This window comes from Nostoc sp. TCL240-02 (assembly GCF_013343235.1).
Classification (GTDB): Bacteria; Cyanobacteriota; Cyanobacteriia; order Cyanobacteriales; family Nostocaceae; genus Nostoc.
Genome location: NZ_CP040094.1, coordinates 3,826,845 through 3,846,679, shown reverse-complemented (window position 1 = coordinate 3,846,679; position 19,835 = coordinate 3,826,845). Strand labels below are relative to the sequence as shown.

Genomic DNA, 19,835 nt, shown 5'->3' with positions numbered 1-19,835 from the left:
ACTGAGGAGAGAAGTCACCCACCAAGATTAAGTCTGAGAGGCGACACAGTTACATGCAGCGATATTCTACCTTACCTAATGGGTATACCCCCAGTTAGGAGTATACGCAAAGTCACGTTTCAAGTGTCTTATGCAACTTTAAGAACTGTCCACGATAGGAGGGGGAAGGGAGAAAGGGGGAGTAGGGGGAGTAAAGAGAAGATTTTAGGAATTTTTCTACCGAAATAGCCATGAATAGACTTATTTATTTCTTACCCATCTCACTATTAGAGCATTGCTCCCCAGAAGGTCGCTGGGGGAGCAGAACAAAAATTAGCGCAGCTTGGCGCTCTCAGCCTTGCACGAAAACCACACCTATGAGAGTTTGTTTAAATACAACCATTCTGGAATTTTATTGTGTGAATTAAAACTTAAAATTAAATCTGCCAGTTTACTTATTTATTGCTAGTATCGTAGAATATAATAGGATACAACTTAAACACTTAGTTCCAAATGCTCCTTGTCTAAGAACAAACTTCAATACCACTTAAAGTTATAAATACTTTACTGTCAGTAATAAATGATGTATTTAGAAGAAGCAATCTAGTACACCAATCTTTGATAGCTTGAGGTTATTTGTCTCAACTCAAAAATTTGAATTATACATCTACTGGACAGATTTGATATCAGTTAAGCTATCAATGGTTTGCTTCCAAAGAAAATTAGACAGTTAGCTAATGATAATTTTATGGAGAAATGCTTAAATTTTGTATGGAAGCTTTAATAAAACTCACAGATGTTTTTTTTAGGCTATTTCTCAGTTAAATCTATTAAATCTCTAATGATAATATTGCTATGAATTCAAATAGAGGATCTGCTGTTCTTAGTTCTGCAACTTTCAAAGTGCAAGCATCTTCAACAGGAATGACTGATAATCATCGCTTGCGGCTGTTTTCGGGCTCTGCCAATTTACAACTGTCTCAAGAAGTCGCTCGTTATCTGGGGATGGACTTGGGGCCAATGATTCGCAAAAGATTTGCGGATGGAGAACTTTACGTTCAAATCCAAGAATCAATTCGGGGTTGTGATGTCTATTTAATTCAGCCATGCTGTCAACCCGTGAACGATCATTTGATGGAATTATTGATTATGGTTGATGCCTGTCGTCGAGCTTCGGCGCGACAGGTGACGGCAGTAATTCCTTATTATGGCTACGCTCGTGCCGATCGCAAAACGGCAGGAAGAGAGTCAATCACTGCCAAGCTGGTTGCTAACTTGATTACCGAAGCAGGTGCCAACCGCGTTCTAGCAATGGATTTACACTCGGCGCAAATTCAAGGCTATTTCGATATTCCCTTTGACCATGTTTACGGTTCTCCAGTATTGCTGGATTATTTAGCAAGCAAGCAATTGCCCGACCTTGTAGTTGTTTCCCCCGATGTTGGCGGTGTAGCACGAGCCAGAGCATTTGCCAAAAAACTGAATGATGCTCCCCTGGCGATTATTGACAAACGTCGTCAGGCACATAATGTTGCAGAAGTGTTAAATGTCATCGGCGATGTTAAAGGCAAAACGGCAGTGTTGGTGGATGACATGATCGACACTGGCGGCACGATCGCAGAAGGGGCGCGATTACTGCGTGAAGAAGGAGCGCGTCAGGTATACGCCTGTGCAACTCATGCAGTATTTTCCCCACCAGCGATGGAGCGATTATCCAGTGGTTTGTTTGAGGAAGTCATTGTCACCAATACGATCCCCATACCAGAAAACAATCGTTTTCCTCAACTAGTAGTGTTGTCAGTAGCTAATCTCTTAGGAGAAACTATCTGGCGGATTCATGAAGATACTTCAGTTAGTAGTATGTTCCGCTAAACTGTCATTCGTGTTACGGGGATAAATTACCCACGCTGACCCCTTGATTGGGTGCAGTGTGGGCTTTTAGTAGTTTAAAACTTTCTGTACTGAGATTACGACACAAATAGTTCGAGCTTCCAAGCTGGTTTACAGAAAACTCTTTCTCTCCCTGCTCCCTTACCGATACAACCAAACTCGGAGTAGTGAAAGTAGTTGCTCAGTATCTACAGGTTTGGTAATGTAGTCAGAGGCTCCAGCTTCGATGCACTTTTCGCGATCGCCTGGCATAGCTTTAGCAGTTAAAGCAATTATTGGTAATGAGCGAAACTGTTGTTGCTGCCGGATGGCACGGGTGGTTTCATAACCATCCATTTCTGGCATCATAATATCCATCAATACTATATTGATGTCGGGATTAGTTTGCAGTCTCTCTATGCCATCTCTGCCATTTTCGGCAAACAGCACTTGCATTTGATAGCTTTCTAAAAAGCTTGTCAGGGCAAAAATATTCCGCAGGTCATCATCTACAATCAAAATTTTCCGATTAGCTAGCACCGGGTCATTTTGATGTAGTTGCTCTAGCATTTGACGCTTTGGTGGGGGCAAATTTGCTTGCACTCGATGCAAAAACAGGGCAGTTTCGTCTAATAACCGCTCTGGCGATCGCACATTTTTAATGATAATTGTCTCTGCTAATCCCCGCAGTTGGGTTTCTTCTTGGCGGCTGAGTTCTTTGCCGGTATAAACGATAATTGGCAGTTTCAACAGCCTGGTTTCTTGCTTGATTTGCTCGATTAGTGCAAACCCGCTCATATCGGGCAGACCAAGATCCAGTACCATACAGTCAAAGTGCTGCGATCGCAAAATCAACAGCGCTTCTGCTCCCGTACCCACTGCTGTACTGTGGACATCACCATTACCAATCAATTCGATAATACTTTGGGCTTGTACAGGATCGTCTTCTACGATGAGGAGATTTCTTACCTGACGCTCAATAAAACCTTTAATATCAGTCAATACCTGAGTTAGCGCTTCTGGAGAAACAGGTTTTTGTAGGTAAGTAATTGCTCCTAGCTGTAATCCCCGTTGCTGTCTTTCATCTACGGAAAGTATATGTACTGGTATATGCCTAGTATCTGGTTTATGCTTTAGACGATCCAGCACCGTCCAACCATCCATTTCTGGCATATAAATATCTAGCATAATCGCATCGGGTTTAAACTGTTGCGCGAGTGCTAGACCTTGTTTGCTCTGTAAGGCAACTATGGCCTTAAAGCCTTGCTCACGAGCCATATCTAGTAAGATGCGGGCGAATTTATCATCATCCTCGATAATTAGCAAAGTGCGATCGCCCGGTTGAATTATTTCCCGGTCATCTGGAATTTCGTGGGCAGAGGTGGTAAGTACTTTCGCTGTTGAAGAGGTGTCCACATTTGTGGGTCTGTTTTCTACCAAAGGCACTTCTTTTCTAGTCGATGCTTGGCGGATAGTGATTGGTTGAGGAGGTGTAAAAGTATTTTGATTATTCTTTTCCTGTCGTCTGGGTAGGTAGAGAGTAAAGGTGCTTCCCTGCCCTGGTTCGCTGACTAATTCAATTCTCCCTCCCAACAGTTGAGCCAATTCGCGGCTGATGGACAAACCCAAGCCAGTGCCGCCGTACTTACGGCTGGTTGTGCCATCTGCCTGCTGAAATGCCTCGAAAATAATCTTCTGCTTCTCGGCTGCAATGCCTATACCCGTATCGCTAACTGAAAAAGCAATCATCGGATTCTCAATTTCGGCTGCGTCAGAAGACATACTAATTTCTAACTTCACGCCTCCTTGTTCAGTAAACTTAAAGGCGTTAGCTAAAAGATTTTTTAGCACTTGTTGCAGACGTTTGGAATCGTTATAAATGGTCGAGGGTAACTTACTATCCAGTTCAATAGTAAAACTGAGTTCTTTATTGTGCGCTACTTGCCGGAAAGTCTGCTCTAGAGATGTCTCCAAATCTGCAAAAGCAATTTGCTCAATATCGAGCGACATAGTACCCGACTCAATTTTGGCTAAATCTAGAATGTCATTGATCAATTCCAGCAAATCAGTGCCAGCCGAGTAAATAGTCCGGCTGTACTCTACCTGTTTATCGGTCAAGTTGTTAAGAGAATTATCTGCTAACAGTCTGGCTAAAATTAACAAGCTATTTAAGGGAGTCCGTAATTCGTGGGACATATTCGCCAGAAATTCCGACTTATATTTGGAAGACAAAGTCAGTTGTTCAGCTTTTTCTTCCAAAGACTTCCTCGCCCGCTCAACTTCCTGATTCTTGTGAGCGACTTCCCGATTTTGAACTTCTAAAAGTTCTGCCTTTTCTTCTAACTCCTCATTTAGTTGTTGTAATTCTTCGTTAGACTGCTTGACAAGAAATTGTGATTCCTCTAACTCGTGTGCCTGTTCTTCTAGACGTTGATTGCTCTGCTGTAGTTCTTCTTGCTGGGTTTGCAATTCTTCTGTTAAAGCAACAGACTCTTCAAGTAGTTGCTGGGTTTGCAATTGTGAAGCGATGTTATTTAAAAATACACCCAGATTTTCACTCAATTGCTCTAAAAATGTCAGATGCAGATGGCTGAAAGACTCAAAAGAGGCAAGTTCAATTACGGCACTCACCTGCGTCTCAAAGACTATAGGCAAAACAATAATATTTAGTGGTGGTGCTTCTCCCAAGCCGGAACTGATGCGGATATAGTCACTAGGAACTTCTGTGAGGAGGATTCTTTGTTTTTCTAGAGCGCATTGTCCTACCAATCCTTCGCCCAAGCGAAACTGATTTGCTAAGTTTTTTCGTTCTTTGTAAGCATAACTACTCAACAACTTCAGTACTGGCTGGTCGTTTATAGAGGTCATTGCATAAAAAACACCCTGTGATGCCCCAACCAATGGCGCTAAATTCGACAATATCAAGCTAGACGCATTTTCCAGATTTCGCTGCCCTTGGAGCATCTGGGTAAATTCAGCTAAGTTAGATTTTAACCAGTTTTGCTCTTCATTTTTTTGAGTTGTATTTCGCAGATTAACGATCATCTGGTTGAAGGTGCGTGTCAACACGCCAATTTCATCGTAGCGATCGCTATCTGGTAAACTCACCGATAAATCCCCATCGGCCATTTTTTCTGCCAAACCAGAAACTTGCTTTAGAGGTGCTGAGATATGTCTGGTTAAGGCAAATCCGATTAAACCTAAGATTGAAGAAAATAAAGGAATACTATAAATAATACTGGCGATCGTTTGCCGGGCAGCTGCTCGTGCTCTCTCAGAGCGCTGTTTGAGCAGTGCATTCTCCTCAGTTTTCATCGCCTGGATAACTTTCTGAATTTGATCCATCAGCTGCTTACCCTGGTCTGTCAAGATAGCTTTCTGGGAAGCTTCTAAACCCTGGCTTTGCCGTAGCTCAATGACATCTTTCATTACAGCCATTCTTTCAGTTAGTAGTGGCTGCAAAGTATCAAGTCGATTTTGTTGGTTGGGGTTATCTGCTGTTAACCTTTGAAGTTCCTTGACTTTTTGATTCAGTAATTCAATAGCAGCGTTATAAGGTTCTAAGTAGCGCTGTTCGCCCGTAATAATGTAACCGCGTTGCCCAGTTTCAGCATTTGTCAGTTGCAGATTGAGGTCTTCAAGCTGACTTAATACCTGGTAGGTATGGGTTTCTTTACGCGAAGTTTCAATTAGATCGTTGGTGCTTTGGTAGGAGATCAGACCAATGGTGGTCAGAGTTGCCAAACTCAAGGCAAAACTTACTCCAATCTTGGTTCCAATCTTCAAACGGTTAAACATTATTCCAGACAAATATTTAAACTATTTCTGTTTTTAAGACTATTGCGATTATGTTCTAACTATCCAAACTAAATGTATGATGTTTGGTTTATCTGCGATATGCCTAGTTTTTGGCATGCTAAATATTATCACTTCCATCCTATATATATTTACAAATGTAACGCTATTTTAAATAAAGTTCTAAATAAATAATTTTTTCTAACGTTTTTATATTTTAACAAACCTTAAACTTTGAAATAGCATAACCCTTTCAAAAGGAGTAACTACTTTTTTGACAATTTGATCTTGCGGTGGATATTTAAACAGTTGTTATTAGATTAGAAATTTAACATCAGAACTTTACAAAAACAGGGTGATTTTTATGATTGCAGTAATTGACATAGCAAGACTCAAATTCTGCAAAGGGCAAAAGGTGGAATTTATTGGTTGGTAAATTGAGAACCATAAGAGAATGTCATCCTAACTCTGGAAACTGGTCGTATCTTGTAGCAATGGAAAGGGGCTCAGAACCGAAAATGGGTGGAATTGGTTATGAGACGACTATTTTACCATTTGAAACAGATATTATTTTACTCTAAGGCTAACCTCTTGTTGTCGCTTAGATTTAATTTGACATCACCTTTTTATCAAAAAAACCTTGGAGAAAATTAAATAATTTCACCAAACTTTAATATTCTCTAGTTAAAGTTCAGCCACTTGAGGAATAGATAAAAATCTTGAATAATACAATTAACCAGATAGGATAGAGTAAGTGAACTTCGTTTTATATAAACGTTAAATATAGTAGTTTTTGCGGATGGATCAAACACTATTACTATTGTACACTACTATAGGCAACAACCTTAACTTGAGTTATCATAAGCAATATTATGCTATAAAATTAGGCTTTCAAAAAACAGTATCTACTTGCGTAAAGCATTTCATCTATATAAAAAATATACTTTCCCTATAAATTTCACGTTATTGAAATTAACTAGAAGTTGGTAATACTCTAGCGATCGCTTTTAGCCAGATCGAGTTCAGATTGGCTATGTATACTAAAATCTTTGATATTGTTACTTTCTAAAATCGCTCTTGCACCTGCTATGTAGATATCAGTGCCTTTTATTACTATTAGATAGTGTCCACCTGCTACCTGATGCTGATAATATCTAGCGAGATCGTCAGGAATTCCTAAAGTGGGGTAGATATCTTGAGAACTGCTGATATTTACGTCAGAAATATCACTTATGTTGCTGGTAACTTTAGCAATTATTGATACTTGACTCATCGGAAAACCAGCAGTTCTCAGTTCAGTAAGCGCTCTTTCTAGATTATGGTGCCTAGAAAAAATACCAATAGCGTGCTTATAACGACTATTTGGGGTGGAGTATGACTCATAAACACCCCAATGTTGAAGATCGCGGCGATTAAAAATCCTCTTAGCTAGACGAATTTCTATGTCTATGCCGGTTATCATCACCAAATGATAACCTTTACAGACTAGATCGCTGTAACCCTCTGCTTGCTCTTTAGGAATTCCTAAACTTACCAATACATCCGGTAAACAACTTGCTAGATTGCTAGCGATCGCTATTGCTTGTGCGCCGGCTACCATAACTTGGCCTACACCAGGGATTACCCGGAAGACTAGACCGGCTAACAAGTCATTTAAATCGCCTAAAGCACTACCAGTCAATGCTATATCGGTGCCTTCTGAGGATGTATTGCTAGTGCTATCTTTAACTTCAACACCAGCAATATCACTTTGTTCTTCTGCATTTCTTGCAATTACAGAAACTTTGTGCATTGGAAAATTAGAAGCTTTTAGTTCCTGAAGTGCCAATTGTGCGTCGGAACATTTAGCGAAAACTACTATAGTTCTTCGCTCTTTTTCTAATGTCATTTTATCGGTTTATTGCAGTTAGAAGTGATTCCCAATATTATTAGCTAATTGAAGGTAATTATACAGCTCGGCGAGTCAGTAAACCCCACAGGAAAATCAGTAGCATAGCACCTAAAACAGCAAATAAAATGCTTCCCAAAGATAAAGCTCCTACAGATGCGGCGGCGGCTGAACTACTCCCTAGTAAAACTTGACCCAAATAACCACCGACTACCGCTCCAAGTATTCCTAATATAATCGTGGAGAGAATACCGCCACCTTGGGTTCCTGGATAAAATAACTTAGCTAACGCGCCTGCAATTAAACCCAAAACCAGCCAAGCAATAATGTTAGTCATTGAATCTTTCCTTTGTGAGAATGTGCTTTGTCATTTCCTTTCGACTATTTCATATTAAAGTTTGCCTCTAAAATTACCGATCTATCTAGAGAACTAAAATCAAAAATCTTTAGATATCATTTGAATATTCACTGATTCTCCGGTAGGGGAAATACCCTACGGAAAGCCTTTCTGTATCTAGATAAATTGCTACTACAGGGTATAGTTTTGCGTAAGCTCTAGTAGTATTTTTATTAGTGGTTCAAGACTCAGGAGTAACAACCAAAGAAAGAGCTAGTTGATAAAGTTGGCGACGGGGAAGGGAGGTAAATTTTGCTAACTGACGGCTAGCTTGCGATCGCGATATTCCCTGACTAATTAACATTTTCAATTCGGCTTTCAATTCCTCTTCTGTCAGTTGGGGCTGACTGGCTGGAATTCCTGCCACTACTAATGTATATTCACCCTGGGGTTCTCGTTGGCTATAGTGAGCGATCGCTTCGGCAATTGTCCCCCGCCAAAATTCCTCATACAATTTTGTTAACTCCCGCCCTAGTACAATTTGGCGATCGCTTCCCCAAACTTTTGCTAAGTCTTGTAAAGTATCTCGCAAGCGGTGAGGCGATTCGTAGAAAATCAATGTACGAGATTCTGTTTGCAGAGATTCTAAATATTCTTGTCTCTGTTGAGTTTTCGCCGGGAGAAAGCCTTCAAAGACAAACCGATCCGTTGGTAATCCAGATGCACTCAAAGCGGTAATTGCTGCACTAGCGCCAGGAATGGGAACTACTGAAATCCCCGCTTCAATGCAGGCTTTCACCAGTTCATATCCAGGATCGGAAATTCCTGGCATTCCAGCATCACTCACAAGTGCGATCGCTTTATTGTTAACTAAATGCTCTAATAATTCCGGGATGCGACTGGTACGATTGTGTTCGTGGTAACTCACCTGGGGAGTTTTAACTTGAAAATGCTGTAATAATTTCCCTGTGTGACGGGTGTCTTCGGCAGCAATGATATCCACAGTCTGCAAAATTCGCACCGCCCGAAAGGTTATATCTTCCAGGTTGCCAATGGGTGTACCGACAACGTAAAGTGTTCTTGGTTTTGGATCGGTTTGCATGAGAGAGAGTTAGGAGTTTTTGTAGAGACGCGATGAATCGCGTCTGTGCAGGAGAGACAAGAGAGACTTGATGAATCGCGTCTGTACAAGAGTTAAAAATAATAATTTATGCAGCTATACAAACATATATGACAAATGGATCGTCCAAAATTCAAAATCCAAAATCGGATCGTGGTTTATTTGTCGGTTTAGTAACTTTAGATTTGATTTACCTTGCTGAATCTGCCCCCAAAAATAACCAGAAGATTGTCGCTACTGACTATACTGTAGCGGCAGGTGGCCCAGCAACAAACGCAGCTGTAACTTTTAGGCATTTAGGTAATCAAGCTACAGTCTTAGGTGTAGTGGGTTCTCACCCAATGACACAGCTAATTCGAGGCGATTTGGCAAATTACAAAGTTGCGATCGCAGACCTTGAGCCTACCACTGATTTAGCACCGCCTGTCTCCTCAATCATTGTCACCCAAGCCACAGGTGAAAGAGCCGTGGTTTCCATCAATGCTGTCAAAACTCAAGCCAGTAGCGCATCTATCCCTTCAGATATTTTGCAAAATGTCAACATAGTACTGATTGATGGGCATCAGATGGCTGTAAGTTATTTCATAGCCCAAGCAGCTAAAGCCAAAAATATTCCAGTAGTAATCGATGGTGGCAGTTGGAAGCCTGGATTTGAGCAAATTTTGCCGTTTGTAGATTATGCCATCTGTTCAGCTAATTTTTATCCCCCCAACTGTCAGACTGAAGAAGACGTTTTTGCCTATCTGGCCGGCTTTGACATTCCTTACATTGCCATTACCCACGGACAAAAACCAATTGAATACTTGAGTTGCACTGCATCTGGTATCGTAGATGTGCCGCAAATACACGCGGTTGATACATTAGGGGCTGGAGATATTTTCCACGGTGCTTTTTGTGATTACATTTTAAGGGAAAGTTTTACTGATGCGCTGGCGCTGGCAGCTAATATTGCTGCTGATTCTTGTAAATTTTTTGGCACTCGGCGCTGGATAGATTTAAAGTGCTGAGTAATCAGTTTAATCAAGGCTAATTTAATGAAAGACTTACAAGAAATATTAGCGATCGCTCGTGAGATAGGTTGGGGTGCAGCAGATATACTGCGATCATATTACCACAGTACCGCAAAAGACCCTAACTTAGATGTGCAATACAAACAAAATGAGCCTGTTACCGTTGCCGATGTAGCTGTGAGTCAATATATCTTGCAGAAGCTACAAACAGCTTTGGGTAATGAAGATTTTGCTTACGTCAGCGAAGAAACTTATCAATCGCCAACTACAGGCGCACACCCTTTTGTCCCTTGGGTATGGATAATTGATCCTTTGGATGGCACACGAGACTTTATTGAAAAAACTGGGGACTATGCAGTTCACATTGCTTTAGTCAAGGAAACACGCCCGGTTTTAGCAGTAGTGGCAGTACCAGAGGCAGAAAAATTATATTATGCTACCAAAGGTGGGGGGACATTTGTAGAAACCAGTGATGGCTCTGTTCCTTTACAAGTGTTGTCAGGTAAACCAATTGAGGATTTAACCTTAGTGGTTAGTCGTTCTCACCGCAACCAGCGCTTAGATTACTTGCTAAAAAATTTACCCTGTCAAAATCAGAAATCTGTAGGTAGTGTCGGCTGCAAAATCGCCACTATTGTCGAGCAACAAGCAGATATCTACATTTCCCTTTCTGGTAAGTCTGCGCCCAAAGATTGGGATATGGCAGCACCAGAATTGATTTTAACAGAAGCAGGTGGTAAGTTTACCCACTTTAACGGCGCTCCGTTGCAGTATAACACTGGTGATATCAATCAATGGGGAGGTTTGCTGGCGAGTAATGGTGAATATCACGAAGCACTGTGCCAGCAAGCAGAAAAGATTCTAGCGCAGTTCGACCATAGCTAATGGGACATTTGAGGATGAATATTTTTTAATTTGCTTTTAAAACAGCTAGTCATGTTATGATTGCACCCACCACCGATAATAATCTTTACCTCTAAGTCCACAGCTTAATTTTCAAAACACTAAATACCTGCGCGATCGCAGATTAAAAGTGTAACTTCTATAGTACAAGTAACAAAAGCCAGCCAATGGAGAAGTCTGCAAACCTGCTTTAAGGGTTTGATTTGTGAATAAAATTCACTATTAGACGATATTCAAAGGCTGAAGGCTGTGCTAAACTCATGGACATAAAGATTATTTTCGGTTGAGTAACTAGTTTTGATTTCTAAAAACCGTCTCTCCGAATTTAACTCTCTACACTCCCTGAATTCGGAGACTTCTATGTCAATTTACGTCGGGAACCTGTCATATCAGGTTACAGAAGAGGACTTAAAGCAGGCTTTTGCAGAATACGGAACAGTAAGTCGTGTTCAACTACCCACAGATCGGGAAACAGGCCGGCCTCGTGGGTTCGCTTTTGTGGAAATGGAATCAGACACACAAGAACAAGCTGCCATTGATGCACTTGATGGTGCTGAATGGATGGGACGTGACTTGAAAGTGAACAAAGCTAAACCTCGTGAGGATAGAAGCAGTTCTCCTCGTGGTAGCTGGGGTGGTGGTAATGCCCGCCGCAACAATAACAATCGTTACTAAAGTCGATTCCTAAAAGTTTTACATTTAGAGTCTCCAGCAGATAAAGCCAAAGGCTGCCCTCTGCTGGAATATTTTTTATATCTAACCTTAAACCATTCATCTATTGCAGCTTCACAAAAAATGGTACTATGGAAGAGAGTTTTTATCTACTTGAACCTTTTGAATTGCGCGTCGTGCTTGGATGGAAACTTCTCTATCGGGATCATCCAACGCTTGTTGTAAGGGATTAATAGCATCAGGATGAGCTAAATTACCAAGTGCAATTACTGCTTCTTTGCGAACATCTGCATATTCATCTGTTAATGCTTGAATTAATCTCGGCATAACTTGAATATGTGGGATTTTTTGCAAAGCTTGTGCTGCTGATTTCCGCACTTGCCAATGTTCATCATTTAAAGCTATTTCTAATGCTGAAATTGCTTGATGATTTTCATGAATAGCCAGAGATTTAGCTGCATTCCGACGAACTTGCCAGTCATTATCATTTGTGAGTGCTTGACAAAGTATTGTAATCACTTCTGCATCTTGTAAATGTTCTAAAGTTAAAGCAGCAGCACGACGTACACTTGCTTCTCTATCAAAAATTAGATTTAAAGCTTGGGGACATTTTTCTAGTTGATTGATGTATCGTAGTGTACTAACAGCTGTTTCTCTTAACTCAGTATTTTTTGATTCTAGAAATGGCAAAACGTAGGGTAAACATTGAATATCATGTATCTTCCGCAAAAGCACTAAAATATTTAATTGGAGATTTACATCATTACTTTGAAGTTTATCTAGTAAAAGTAACAATTCATCTTGTGTTATTAACTCACTTAATGCTGATGCCGCTTCAGTGCGAATATCTGTATCCGATGAACTAAGACATTCAATTAAAGCAGGTATTGCTACAGGATTAGCAATTTCCCAAAGGGCAGATATCGCTATTTTTTGAACAGTAATATGTTCATCTTTCAAAGCGATGAATAAAGCATCTATTGTTTCTTCATCGCCTAAATGCTGCAAGGTTTTTACAGCTACTATACGAGCATTTATATCAGGCGATCGCAGCATTTCTAGCCAATATTTGAGGTCATCATTCATTAATTTTTACCACAGATAATTAACGTAGCAAAAAGGGAATTTGTACTGTAATTGCATTGGTTGGACATTCTTTTTCACAAGGTAGACAAAACCAACACTCATCATATTTCATGTAGGCTTTGCCTGTTTCTGGATTTTTTGCCAACACATCCAAGGGACAAACCTCAATACAGGCTGTGCATTTTTCTAAACATTTTGATTCATCAACGATGACAGGAACATCTATTCTTTGATTAATTAAAGCCATAAAATAACTCCATGATTTTGTACTGAAGCTGCTAAAAGGTAAAATAAATGGGGTAATCTTGCATGAATTATCTCACGATTGTAGATTGTTTAGATATATACGATGTAGTTCATTCAAATGTTTAAATCGTAGACGATCAGCAAGCATACGGTGAGTGGTAAATGTATTAATTAACTGTATATTTGTCACTAAAGCAATTTTTTATGAAAAGTTAATGATTGCTTGATATTGGTATAACCAATTTTCTCATAAAATAAGTGAGCTTCTTGGCGTTTAATATTAGAACGTAACAGAACACTATCACATCCAGCCAGAGAAGCCCACTGTTCAATTTGCTGCATCAAAAAACTTCCAATTCCACTATGACGATAATCTTCATCTACAACTAATCCCAAAATAATCGCTGGAGTTGAAATAACTATAGAGTTACAAATATGAGCGTGCGCCCAACCAATTACATATTCATCTTCTAAAGTGGCAACATATACAATATGAGTATCGTTATTTTTAATTTTAGTAAGGCGCAGCTCTATTTGTTGATTTGTTACAGAATATTCAAGTTGTTCGCAAAGACTAGCAATTCTCTCTACATCTTTAATCTCAACTTGTCTAATTTTAATTTTCTCACCTACACTAACTTTGTTTGTCATAATTTAATTTTAAATTACAATTATTTAGTTATCCAGGGTTGCACGGATAAAACGATAGCCTATATCAATCTCTGTCAAATTGTGAATATCATCATATTTTTTGCTCCATTCTCCACTACTTAAATCTGCTGCAAGTAACTTTACTCCTTGCTCAATTAAATTTTGATTAGCTAAAGCAAAAGACGATATACCTGCACGTACTTCTGGTTGAAGATATAACTCTGGTCGTCTCCAGCCTGCTGCTGCGAATAAATCAGATAAATCGTATGGTAATAAAAGGGGTATGGCTTCAACACGCCTTTTAGTATTACTCTGAATTAAATTAATCTGTTCGTTAAGTGGTAAAAATCGTAACGCATCTTCCCACAAAAATGGAAAATAGTCATAAAGCCATATCTTCTGAGCTAATCTAATATCAAAAGTTAGCAAAACTATTGCCCCATTCTTAATTATTCTGTGCATTTCCTGAAAAGCTTTTTCGAGATGAGAAAAGTGATGAATTGCCAGAATACTTATAACGCCATCAACAGACTGATCTGGTAGAGGTAAGTTTTCTGCATAGCCAGTAAACCACTTAATTTGCATATGGTCTACCGCTTGTTTTTGCATAACTACAGAAGGTTCAACAGCATTAACAAGAAATCCTTTATTAGCTAGTGCTAAACTGTAACCACCAGTACCAGCGCCAATATCAGCCATAATGCTACCTTTGGGTAAATTGAGTAAATCAATTAATTTATTGACAATACGGATATCAGGAACGCGAGTTTTAGAATATTGTTGACCAATTGAATTATAAATAGACATTTTTTTTTATAAACTAATATTTACGGTAGTTGGGGATTATTTCAAGTCGTTGTAAGCAGGCGATGTCTACGACGGGCTACGCCTACGCACTAAATGAGTATTGTTAGAATTTAGTATATTCTGGTACAAATTAAAGACACAGTATTCTTTGTTGTTCTGACCTCGACACCAGCAATTTGAGGATTACAGAGGCAAAACTCTCGTTTGTAATCTATATTATCTTTCCACTCTGGCGGCCAAAGTTCTACTGGAGTAAGGTCATCCATAATGATTTTGCCTCCAATACGAACCAGAGATGCTACCTGTGGCCAATTATCGGCATCTATCAGCACTTCTCTAGCATTTACATCGAAAAAAAGCAGATCGAACGGTGCTTCTGCACTCAGTACTTGCGACCAATCTCCTGCTCGAATCTCAACAAACTGAAATTCTTTGAAAAAAGATATAGCAGCACTAGCTAGTTCTGGATTTATTTCGCAGGATAAAAGAGAGCTATTCGGCAACATACCACTGATGAGCCAAGCCGTACTGACACCTGCACCAGTACCAATCTCGCATATTCTTCCTGCGGGATAGCCAGCAACAAGAGCGCGAAGTAGCGCACCATCGGCTGGCGTAATTGTCGTTGTAGGTGCAGATTTTCCGATGGGACGACCTTGCGGCATCATGGGGAAACCAAGATGCTCGGCTTGCTCATGAGAGCGAATTACGAGTGTTGGCAGTTCTATATTGTATGGATATGACATCGTAGGTAGCTAACTATTTAATCTAAAAAATCCCGCAAATTTAAGAGCTGATTTACTATTATTAAGGGAAATAATTTCTGATATCCCGCGGCCATGCCAATAAATTCTGAATATAAATCACAAGTTTGGTTAATTAGTTCAAGCATTTTATAAAAGTCATTGAATTGCTGATTGTGCGTTGCGCTACGCGACAATACACTCTTGATTTTGCCTAAAAATTTGAAAATATTCTCTTACTTAGCTGCAACACTATACGATTCTTTGACTGTATCTACTTCCACAATGTAAGGATCTACAGGACGTTTAAACAATATCATTTGCCCTAATTCATCTTTCTTTAAATTGACATGGCAAAACCATTCATCATCATTCTTTTTGGGATAATCTAAGCGGTAATGATAAAGACCCCAACGAGTCTCTTGACGATATAATGATGCTCTAGCTGCCATTTCTGCACAGTCCCGAATAAAATGAACTTCTAGACTACGCATCAATTCATGAGGGTCACGAGCGCCCATTAAATCTAATGTTTCTTGATATTGCACAAAATGTTTTAAACCAATCTCGATTTTATTACCTGATTTTGGCGGTTGTAGATAATCATTAACTAAGCGTCTTAATTTATATTCTACCTGGGTGTGAGGTACACCATTTGGACGAGTTAAAGGTGCATAAATTCTGGCTTTTTCAGCTTCTAAAAAATCTACATCCGGTTCAATAAAATCTAAATCTTGAATATATTCAATGGCATGAGTTCCAGCTATGCGACCGAAAACAAATGCGCCAATCATGTAATTATGGGGAACGCTGGCCATGTCTCCTGCTGTATATAAACCAGGGACGGTTGTTTGAGCGTTTTCATTCACCCACACGCCAGAGGCACTATGACCACTACATAAGCCGATTTCCGAAATGTGCATCTCTACGCCGTGAGTGCGGTAATCTTCATTTCTGCCTTGATGAAAGCGTTCTCTACTCGGTCGTTCATTTGCCCAAAGTATTGATTCAATTTCAGCAATGGTATCTTCATCAAGGTGGGTCATTTTTAGTTGGACTGGCCCCTTACCAGAGTTTAATTCTTTCCAGATTTCCAACATCATTTGACCACTCCAATAGTCGCAACTAATGAAGCGATTTCCTTCGGCGTTGGCTGTATGCGCGCCAAAAGGCCCGGCTACATAAGCACAGGCGGGGCCGTTGTAATCTTTGATTAAAGGATTAACTTGAAAGCATTCAATATTACTAAGTTCTGCACCTGCATGATAAGCCATTGAATAGCCATCTCCGGCATTGGTAGGATTTTCGTAAGTGCCGTAGAGATAGCCAGAAGCAGGTAATCCTAATCTGCCGCAAGCACCTGTACACAAGATCACTGCTTTGGCTTGAATGACAATATAATCGCCGTTTCTGACATCAAATCCTACTGCACCAATAGCATGACCTTCTTTAACTAACACTCTTGTTGCCATGACACGATTTGTCACTTTGACTTTGTGGCGTTTGACTTGGCGGGTGAGAATGGTTTTTAAGTCTTTACCTTCTGGCATGGGTAAGACATATTTACCGACGCGATGCACTTGTTTTAAATCATAGTTACCTTGGACATCTTTTTGAAATTTCACACCCCAACTTTCTAATTCTTGAATGACTTCATAACCTAATTTGCCTGTTTGATATACGGCTTTTTGGTTGAGAATACCGTCGTTAGCTAAGGTGATTTCGCGCACGTATTGTTCTGGGGTAGAATGTCCAGGAATGACTGCGGTGTTTACCCCATCCATACCCATTGCGATCGCACCACTCCGTCGGATGTTAGCCTTTTCTAAGATCAGCACCTCTGCATCAGGATTTGCTTGTTTGGCTTTGATACCTGCCATTGTCCCGGCTGTACCGCCACCAATGACAAGTACATCAGTTTTTATCCGTTGGGTATTGATGTCCATAAGCTTTTAGAAGTGGGGAGAAACTTTAAGGATTTATTACCGTTCCAAACGATGTCTTTGACCTTCAGAACTATAAGCACATTCCATACTACGCTAAAACGAGCAATTTACCGTACTTTTTTGATAAAATATTCACATAGAACCAGAAAAAGTAGCATCTAACGCCCCAGCAACTTGTACAAATACTTGACTAGCTTTGGAGTTAGGGTCAACCAGTGTTAGGGGTTTTCCGATATCGCCACCGTTACAGATGAGGGGATCAATGGGAATCTGCCCTAAAAGGGGTGCTTTGAGTTCTTCTACTAACTTTTGACCGCCACCACTACCGAAAATCGGAATTTTTTCGCCACCATTCCCCATGAAATAGCTCATATTTTCGATAATACCGATAACAGGAACCCCAACTTGACGAAACATATAAACGCTGCGGCGGACATCCGAAATTGCCACATTTTGCGGAGTTGTTACCAATATTACCCCGCAAATCGGGCTTTCTTGCACGATAGTAATTTGAGCATCACCAGTACCAGGAGGAAGGTCAATTAATAAATAATCCAGTTCTCCCCACTCGACTTCATGGATAAACTGGGTGATGATTTTATGTAAAACTGGGCCGCGCCAAGCTAAAGGATGGTCTGCTTCAGCCAACAGTCCCACAGACATCACTTTAATACCGTGGACTTCTAATGGCACAAACCTTTGACCTTTGGGAGTATCAATAACTTTCACTTCAGATTTACCCAGTCCCAACATTTGGGGAACATTGGGGCCGTAAACATCAGCATCCAACAGACCGACTTTTGCCCCAGCTAATTGTAAAGCTGCTGCTAAATTAACCGCAGTGGTAGACTTGCCCACACCCCCCTTACCACTGGAAACTGCTAGAGTTGTTCTTACTCCTGGAATGGTGCAGAGTTGAATGTAAGTTTTTTTGCTCCAAGTTAGGGATGATAATACAGTTTGAATCTCGGTTTCTAATTGATGTTGATGGGAACCAATATACAAACGCAAATATATATAATCATCAACTATCCGCAGATTTCGCACCATCCCCAGACTAATAATGTCATTTTTTAGGATGCGATCGCTAATTTGCTTCAGAAGTTGCACAACTTCTTGTTTCCGGGCGATGGTGAGGGAGTCGCCAGAAGAAGCTTGTACTTCTTCATCTGAACGCTGGAAAGGTAATTGATGGCTTGACATGAAGAACTCCGCAAAGATAATCTATCAAATCTGGCGTGCAAATTAAATATTCGACACCTTGGGTGCTAGTTTTGTGATGCACATAAATTTTGGACAAGTCTGATTGGGAACACTCCCTCTTATAGGATTGAGCGCCCCGACAATGAACGCGCTCCTAAGAGAACTAAGCTATGGGCAAGTATTAAATTATGGGGTATTTTGACTCTAAATTTTGAGAAGAAATATTTGCTGAAATACTTGTTTTTTAGTAAAGACTATGGAATACTCCTGATATAATACAGTAAATCAATCGATAAACAGTATTTTAGGCGCTGGTAAGCTTGCCAGTCAAACAATTGGCGTTGCTGAATTCAGGTATGAAAATGATTTTGCATGATTTCAAAACCTTATATAGAGACGTTCCATTGCAACGTTTCTACACCAAGATTTATATATCTAATCAGCAACACCAAATAATTTAACTTGTAGGAGTGAATTTATAACTTTACTTTGCGACAGAGATTTTTACGTATTCTGGGTTTAACAGTTTCATCGGCGTAAAATGCGAAAAAAACATTGCTTTTTAACGCTACTGCTGATTCAGCTAGTTGCACTCATATTACTATTGAGCAATTTATCCGCATTAGCAGTTACCGTTAATCTCTGTCCTCCAGAGATGGTACTCATTCCTGGAGGTATTTTCAATATGGGAGCGGATGATTCGGGTTTTGTGGAAGAGCGAACAGCGAAAAATGTCACAGTTACCTCCTTCTGCATTGATAAATACGAGGTGACAAACACTCAATTTGCTGAATTTGTCAAAGCAACAAAGTATGTAACAGTTGCACAACGCCCTTTGCCAAAAGAGCAGTTTCCCGACTTACCAGATGAGCAGAGATTACCAGGTTCTCTGGTGTTTCATCAGCCAAAACAAGGTGTTAAGCAAGTCCAATTTCTCAGTTGGTGGCATTGGACACCTGGTGCTAACTGGCAGCATCCCTTCGGCAGTTATAGCACTGTTGTAGGTAAAGAAAACTACCCAGTTGTGCATATTGCTTACGAGGATGCCCTCGCTTATGCAATATGGGCAGGAAAATCCTTACCAACAGAAGCACAGTGGGAATATGCGGCCCGTGGTGGCTTAGATAGCGCAACTTATACCTGGGGTAATCAATATTCGGAGAAAAAAGCCAACACCTGGCAGGGGATTTTCCCTTTTTTCAATACCAAAGCTGATGGTTACATAGGAACGGCAAAAGTAGGCTCTTTTTCGGCCAATGGTTATGGACTTTACGATATGACTGGTAATGTTTGGGAATGGACTTCCGACTGGTTCAGTTTAGGACATGACAACAAAGCTCACAGTGTTAACCCCACAGGAGCAAGTAAAAGTTTTGACCCCAAAAAACCCACAGAAATTGCTCTTCATGTAATCAAAGGCGGCTCTTATCTATGTGCGCCAAACTATTGCAGCCGCTACCGTCCAGCCGCACGAGAGTCTCAAGCCCCCGATACAGGAACTAGCCATATCGGGTTTCGCTTGGTGAAGAACCTGGTTTAAAGCAATTTTCATTAGATTGCATTCTTAAGTCCTTTGGAGT

The 19,835-nt window shown here is 40.3% G+C and carries 16 protein-coding genes; 5 read left to right on the top strand and 11 right to left on the bottom strand.

The annotated features are described in order from the left end of the window. Positions 1–834 precede the first annotated feature (834 nt). Positions 835–1,851: a ribose-phosphate pyrophosphokinase gene (locus FBB35_RS16470; protein WP_174710551.1), complete on the top strand. Its 1,017-nt coding sequence runs from the start codon at positions 835–837 to the stop codon at positions 1,849–1,851. 159 nt (positions 1,852–2,010) lie between these two features. Here the strand turns inward: FBB35_RS16470 and FBB35_RS16465 are convergent, their stop codons facing one another. From FBB35_RS16465 to rsmI, 4 genes are all read right to left on the bottom strand, one after another. Next, positions 2,011–5,646, bottom strand: coding sequence for a response regulator (locus tag FBB35_RS16465; RefSeq protein ID WP_174710550.1), 3,636 nt, complete (start codon positions 5,644–5,646; stop codon positions 2,011–2,013). A 991-nt stretch (positions 5,647–6,637) separates the two neighbouring features. Further along, entirely contained in the window at positions 6,638–7,531 is an 894-nt protein-coding gene (locus FBB35_RS16460) for a hypothetical protein (RefSeq protein ID WP_174710549.1), read from the bottom strand. 58 nt (positions 7,532–7,589) lie between these two features. Further along, positions 7,590–7,868 carry a GlsB/YeaQ/YmgE family stress response membrane protein gene (locus FBB35_RS16455; RefSeq protein WP_114083839.1) on the bottom strand — a complete coding sequence of 93 codons (279 nt, stop codon included), beginning with the start codon at positions 7,866–7,868 and terminating at the stop codon, positions 7,590–7,592. Positions 7,869–8,109: 241 nt separating this feature from the next. Next, entirely contained in the window at positions 8,110–8,970 is an 861-nt protein-coding gene (rsmI, locus tag FBB35_RS16450; protein ID WP_174710548.1) for a 16S rRNA (cytidine(1402)-2'-O)-methyltransferase, read from the bottom strand. 128 nt (positions 8,971–9,098) lie between these two features. Between rsmI and FBB35_RS16445 the strand changes: the two genes are divergently transcribed. The 3 genes from FBB35_RS16445 to FBB35_RS16435 all read left to right on the top strand — a co-directional run bounded on the left by FBB35_RS16445 (position 9,099) and on the right by FBB35_RS16435 (position 11,576). Continuing rightward, positions 9,099–9,995 (top strand): sugar kinase, encoded by an 897-nt coding sequence (locus FBB35_RS16445; RefSeq protein WP_174710547.1) that lies wholly within the window; start codon positions 9,099–9,101, stop codon positions 9,993–9,995. Between the two features lie 27 nt (positions 9,996–10,022). Then, positions 10,023–10,883, top strand: coding sequence for a 3'(2'),5'-bisphosphate nucleotidase CysQ (locus FBB35_RS16440; protein WP_174710546.1), 861 nt, complete (start codon positions 10,023–10,025; stop codon positions 10,881–10,883). A 378-nt stretch (positions 10,884–11,261) separates the two neighbouring features. Beyond that, positions 11,262–11,576 (top strand): RNA-binding protein, encoded by a 315-nt coding sequence (locus FBB35_RS16435; RefSeq protein WP_012408942.1) that lies wholly within the window; start codon positions 11,262–11,264, stop codon positions 11,574–11,576. A 126-nt stretch (positions 11,577–11,702) separates the two neighbouring features. On the opposite strand, the gene FBB35_RS16430 is transcribed toward FBB35_RS16435, so the two are convergent. From FBB35_RS16430 to FBB35_RS16400, 7 genes are all read right to left on the bottom strand, one after another. Continuing rightward, positions 11,703–12,659, bottom strand: coding sequence for a HEAT repeat domain-containing protein (locus FBB35_RS16430; RefSeq protein ID WP_174710545.1), 957 nt, complete (start codon positions 12,657–12,659; stop codon positions 11,703–11,705). Between the two features lie 19 nt (positions 12,660–12,678). Continuing rightward, a complete protein-coding gene (locus tag FBB35_RS16425) occupies positions 12,679–12,906 on the bottom strand; it encodes a ferredoxin family protein (protein WP_012408944.1) in 228 nt (75 codons plus the stop codon). Positions 12,907–13,094: 188 nt separating this feature from the next. Continuing rightward, positions 13,095–13,556 carry a GNAT family N-acetyltransferase gene (locus FBB35_RS16420; protein WP_174710544.1) on the bottom strand — a complete coding sequence of 154 codons (462 nt, stop codon included), beginning with the start codon at positions 13,554–13,556 and terminating at the stop codon, positions 13,095–13,097. Positions 13,557–13,580: 24 nt separating this feature from the next. Continuing rightward, positions 13,581–14,363, bottom strand: a complete 783-nt coding sequence (locus FBB35_RS16415; RefSeq protein WP_174710543.1) for a class I SAM-dependent methyltransferase — start codon at positions 14,361–14,363, stop codon at positions 13,581–13,583. Between the two features lie 110 nt (positions 14,364–14,473). Continuing rightward, entirely contained in the window at positions 14,474–15,109 is a 636-nt protein-coding gene (locus FBB35_RS16410; protein ID WP_174710542.1) for an O-methyltransferase, read from the bottom strand. Between the two features lie 233 nt (positions 15,110–15,342). Beyond that, positions 15,343–17,052: a fumarate reductase/succinate dehydrogenase flavoprotein subunit gene (locus tag FBB35_RS16405; protein ID WP_174710541.1), complete on the bottom strand. Its 1,710-nt coding sequence runs from the start codon at positions 17,050–17,052 to the stop codon at positions 15,343–15,345. A gap of 132 nt (positions 17,053–17,184) precedes the next feature. Further along, positions 17,185–18,255 carry an Mrp/NBP35 family ATP-binding protein gene (locus FBB35_RS16400; RefSeq protein ID WP_174710540.1) on the bottom strand — a complete coding sequence of 357 codons (1,071 nt, stop codon included), beginning with the start codon at positions 18,253–18,255 and terminating at the stop codon, positions 17,185–17,187. Between the two features lie 541 nt (positions 18,256–18,796). Between FBB35_RS16400 and FBB35_RS16395 the strand changes: the two genes are divergently transcribed. Continuing rightward, positions 18,797–19,795, top strand: coding sequence for a formylglycine-generating enzyme family protein (locus FBB35_RS16395; protein ID WP_174710539.1), 999 nt, complete (start codon positions 18,797–18,799; stop codon positions 19,793–19,795). Positions 19,796–19,835: the final 40 nt, after the last annotated feature.

Bases quoted from the DNA above. Each gene is read 5' to 3' on its own strand.
- rsmI (WP_174710548.1), bottom strand. From the start codon at position 8,970: ATGCAAACCGATCCAAAACCAAGAACACTTTACGTTGTCGGTACACCC.
- FBB35_RS16470 (WP_174710551.1), top strand. From the start codon at position 835: ATGAATTCAAATAGAGGATCTGCTGTTCTTAGTTCTGCAACTTTCAAA.
- FBB35_RS16445 (WP_174710547.1), top strand. From the start codon at position 9,099: ATGACAAATGGATCGTCCAAAATTCAAAATCCAAAATCGGATCGTGGT.
- FBB35_RS16420 (WP_174710544.1), bottom strand. From the start codon at position 13,556: ATGACAAACAAAGTTAGTGTAGGTGAGAAAATTAAAATTAGACAAGTT.
- FBB35_RS16465 (WP_174710550.1), bottom strand. From the start codon at position 5,646: ATGTTTAACCGTTTGAAGATTGGAACCAAGATTGGAGTAAGTTTTGCC.
- FBB35_RS16455 (WP_114083839.1), bottom strand. From the start codon at position 7,868: ATGACTAACATTATTGCTTGGCTGGTTTTGGGTTTAATTGCAGGCGCG.
- FBB35_RS16410 (WP_174710542.1), bottom strand. From the start codon at position 15,109: ATGTCATATCCATACAATATAGAACTGCCAACACTCGTAATTCGCTCT.
- FBB35_RS16430 (WP_174710545.1), bottom strand. From the start codon at position 12,659: ATGAATGATGACCTCAAATATTGGCTAGAAATGCTGCGATCGCCTGAT.
- FBB35_RS16440 (WP_174710546.1), top strand. From the start codon at position 10,023: ATGAAAGACTTACAAGAAATATTAGCGATCGCTCGTGAGATAGGTTGG.
- FBB35_RS16435 (WP_012408942.1), top strand. From the start codon at position 11,262: ATGTCAATTTACGTCGGGAACCTGTCATATCAGGTTACAGAAGAGGAC.
- FBB35_RS16425 (WP_012408944.1), bottom strand. From the start codon at position 12,906: ATGGCTTTAATTAATCAAAGAATAGATGTTCCTGTCATCGTTGATGAA.
- FBB35_RS16400 (WP_174710540.1), bottom strand. From the start codon at position 18,255: ATGTCAAGCCATCAATTACCTTTCCAGCGTTCAGATGAAGAAGTACAA.
- FBB35_RS16460 (WP_174710549.1), bottom strand. From the start codon at position 7,531: ATGACATTAGAAAAAGAGCGAAGAACTATAGTAGTTTTCGCTAAATGT.
- FBB35_RS16395 (WP_174710539.1), top strand. From the start codon at position 18,797: ATGCGAAAAAAACATTGCTTTTTAACGCTACTGCTGATTCAGCTAGTT.
- FBB35_RS16405 (WP_174710541.1), bottom strand. From the start codon at position 17,052: ATGGACATCAATACCCAACGGATAAAAACTGATGTACTTGTCATTGGT.
- FBB35_RS16415 (WP_174710543.1), bottom strand. From the start codon at position 14,363: ATGTCTATTTATAATTCAATTGGTCAACAATATTCTAAAACTCGCGTT.